A 1,534-nucleotide genomic window follows, 5' to 3' on the forward strand; every position below is an offset into this window, starting at 1 on the left:
ATGTAGCCGATGGCGTAGACGTGGATCAGCGTGCCGACGCCGGTGATCAGCAGCACGAAGCAAACGGACAGTTGGTCGAGACGTAGACCGAAATCAACTTGGAGATCTGCGACGGGTACCCAACTGAACAGGGTTTCGCTCACCGCGCGGTCTTCGCTGTCGCGGCCGAGCATTCCGTAGAACAGGACGACGGACGCGGCGAAGGCGAGCGCCGACATCGCCGTTCCGAGCAGATGGCCCCGGTGATCGGTGCGGCGCCCGCCCAACAGCAGAACGACCGCACCGAAGAGCGGCAGGGCGGGAAGAACCCAGATGGCGTTCATCTCAGTACTTCAGGAGGTTGGCGTCGTCCACGGACGCCGATCGACGGGTTCGGAATATCGTCATGATGATGGCGAGTCCGACGACCACCTCCGCGGCGGCGACCACCATCGTGAAAAATGCGAACACCTGCCCCTCCAGGTTGCCGTGCAAACGGGCGAACGTGACGAATGCGAGGTTCGCTGCGTTGAGCATCAGCTCGATGCACATGAACACCACTATCGCGTTGCGCCGCAACAGAACACCGGCTGCGCCGATGGTAAACAGCAGTACCGACAGGTAGAGATAGTTCTCGGGGTTCATCTCGTGCCGCTCCCGTCGGAGTCTCGGTGACCGCGGTGCATCGGGTTGACCGACAGTTCCGACGACGAGCCGTCGGGAAGTCGAGCGGGCCAATCGACGGCGTTGTGCCGGGCATACACACCGGGGCTGGGCAACGGCGTCACATGGGTGCCGGCCTTGAAGCGTTGCTCGGACATGGTTCGCTGGCTGGGACGCTCGGTGAACTTCTCACGATGCGCCAGCACCATGGCACCGATCGTGGCGATGATGAGCAGCGCTCCGGTGAGTTCGAAGGCCCACAGGTAGCGGATGAAGATCAGTTCCGCGAGCCCTTCGACGTTTCCGCCCGAGTTCGCTTCGTCCAGACCGACGAAATCCGGTCTGCCGGACTCGACCGACGCGTTCCCGATAGCACCGATCAGCACCATGCCGAAGCCCAGCCCGGCAGCTACGGCTGCGGGGCGTTGACCCTTCAAAGTTTCGGTGAGCGAGTCGGCCGAATCCACCCCGACGAGCATCAATACGAACAGGAACAGCATCATGACCGCTCCGGTGTAGACCACGATCTGTACGACGCCGAGGAACACTGCGCCCTGGGCGATGTAGAGCACCGCCAGAATGATCATCGTGACCGCAAGGAACAGTGCCGAGTACACGGCCTTGGTCGCACACACCATTGCGAGCGCGCCGATGACTGCGAGGCCGCCGAGCAACCAGAACTGGACGGCTTCGGCGGTGGTCGTGGTCATTGCACCGTCCCGCGGTAATAGTCTGCAGCGGTGGCTTTTTCGGCCATCGGATGCGGAGCCGGTTCCATGCCGGGTTCGAGCGGCGCGAGCAGCCGGTCTTTCTCGTAGATCAGGTCTGCCCGGTTGTCGTCCGCGAGTTCGTACTCGTTGGTCATCGTCAGCGCGCGGGTGGGGCACGCTTC

2 protein-coding genes and 2 pseudogenes are annotated in these 1,534 nt (G+C 62.8%); all 4 read right to left on the reverse strand.

The window, feature by feature from the left end:
• Nucleotides 1-323: pseudogene (locus WBQ44_RS07630) on the reverse strand (NADH-quinone oxidoreductase subunit L); the annotation flags it as partial.
• Nucleotide 324: 1 nt separating this feature from the next.
• Nucleotides 325-624 carry an NADH-quinone oxidoreductase subunit NuoK gene (gene nuoK, locus WBQ44_RS07635; RefSeq protein ID WP_495566116.1) on the reverse strand — a complete coding sequence of 100 codons (300 nt, stop codon included), beginning with the start codon at nt 622-624 and terminating at the stop codon, nt 325-327.
• On the reverse strand, nt 621-1,352 hold the full coding sequence (locus tag WBQ44_RS07640) for an NADH-quinone oxidoreductase subunit J (protein ID WP_495566117.1): 732 nt from the start codon (nt 1,350-1,352) through the stop codon (nt 621-623). Before WBQ44_RS07640 ends, nuoK begins: the two co-directional genes overlap by 4 nt.
• Nucleotides 1,349-1,534 (reverse strand): annotated as a pseudogene (locus WBQ44_RS07645) (NADH-quinone oxidoreductase subunit NuoI); the annotation flags it as partial. The pseudogene WBQ44_RS07645 and the gene WBQ44_RS07640, both read right to left, overlap by 4 nt.

This window comes from Rhodococcus sp. (in: high G+C Gram-positive bacteria) (assembly GCF_049591685.1).
Classification (GTDB): Bacteria; Actinomycetota; Actinomycetes; order Mycobacteriales; family Mycobacteriaceae; genus Rhodococcoides.